This window comes from Sphingobacterium sp. T2 (genome assembly GCF_000814685.1).
In the GTDB taxonomy this organism is placed as follows: Bacteria; Bacteroidota; Bacteroidia; order Sphingobacteriales; family Sphingobacteriaceae; genus Sphingobacterium; species Sphingobacterium thermophilum.
On sequence record NZ_JXAC01000236.1, the window covers coordinates 1 to 1515 of the forward strand.

General features: G+C 33.7%; 1 protein-coding gene. It reads right to left on the reverse strand.

From position 1 onward, the window contains the following. Positions 1-259: 259 nt before the first annotated feature. Positions 260-1027, reverse strand: coding sequence for a lincosamide nucleotidyltransferase Lnu(H) (lnu(H), locus tag SD31_RS13060; RefSeq protein ID WP_039054456.1), 768 nt, complete (start codon positions 1025-1027; stop codon positions 260-262). Positions 1028-1515 lie beyond the last annotated feature (488 nt).

Below are 1515 nucleotides of genomic sequence, written 5' to 3' on the forward strand. Positions count from 1 at the left end.
CAAAATTTTTCGGGAAAACGGTAGATGATATTTTTACTCTTGAAGATGATGACTGAGTTTGGTCAATATAGCAGGCAACGTTTCAAGCTTGGCGATAGTGGCGGATTAGAAAGCCAAAACTTTCAATCTTTCACTAACTTGAGCAACAGCTTTTTATTATTTACTAAATTAACAAAAAAGGAAATATAAAAAGCTGTTGCGACAAAAAATGTACGAACTTTCTATATTTCCCATAACCCGCCATTTCGCCAAACCGATGTTAGCGGTAGTTTTTTCTTATTTCATGTAGGATTTCTTTCATTTTTGGTTCAATATTTAGTTCGTCAAATAGTTTTTCCGATAAATTTAATGAGTTTTCAAAAGCTAAAATTATATTTTTAGGATTTAAATCCGATGTTACTGTTTTATACGCAAAATACCAAGTCGTATCAATATCCTTTTCAAGACTTTTAGTTGGACTTTCCCAATGTTGGGTTTTGTTTGTTCTTGCTCTAATAAGCCAAAGCAAATATTTCTGAACATTTGATAAACTATGATGAGCATGAGCAAATTCTTCTCGCTTAATTAAGTTGCTTGTTGTCAGTACAACATTCAGTAATGATTGACTTAACCACAAGATGTTTTCATTTGTTATTCTTTCGGGCGATTTCGTTTTGATTTGATTTAGTGTTTTCGTTAAATGTCCGTCTTTGTCGATTAGGTTCATTTGGTCAAAATCGCTAAATGCAACAATTCCGTCCCAAGATTTGATAATTTCAATTTCCTCCGTTTTTAAAAAATGAAATTCGCCTCTGACCATATTCTCAAAAATAGCAACTTCGCTTCCATATTCATTTGTAAAATATAATGCCACAGGATGAATTTGATTTACCCATTTTTCCGACGAGAAATTTTCTTTATTTTTTAAAAAGATGTAAAATTCGATATCAGAATATTTATCTCCTTCGCTTTTAGTAAATGAACCATACATAAAAACAGCGGAAACATTTTCGTCTTGTTGAGCTATAGATTTTGTTTTGTTAATCATTTGTAACTGCGTCATTTCTTCTAATTTTTAAAAGTTGATAATAGAAATTCTCACTGCTTTTTGAAAGCAATAAAAAAGTTTCACTTTTTTTTATTTTGAACAGTTACTTATAGCTTCATCGGATTATATTTTTTTATGTTCAACATTCTGTTTGATAAAATTACCGCTAACTGCCCGGCGGCTTTGCTCAGTTTCGACCGAGCTTTGCTCAGGTCGGAATTGTGCAAAATCGCTTGATGTGCGCCAGTCCGCGAAGCGTCTGGTGTTCATCAGGCGGTGGAAGCCGCCGGTCCGATGATACGCAAGGAGCGCAGCGGATTGCGTATCATCTCTCAAATATACGCAATAACCTTCTATATGCAAGGGCTCCAAATGTCCTTCTATTAACCTCCATAAATAGTTGTTCTTAAGTATCTTGCTGTGGTGTTATCTGATTTTATCCATTGCGCATTTTGTATAACTTTCTTAGATTTACCTAATAAAGCAAA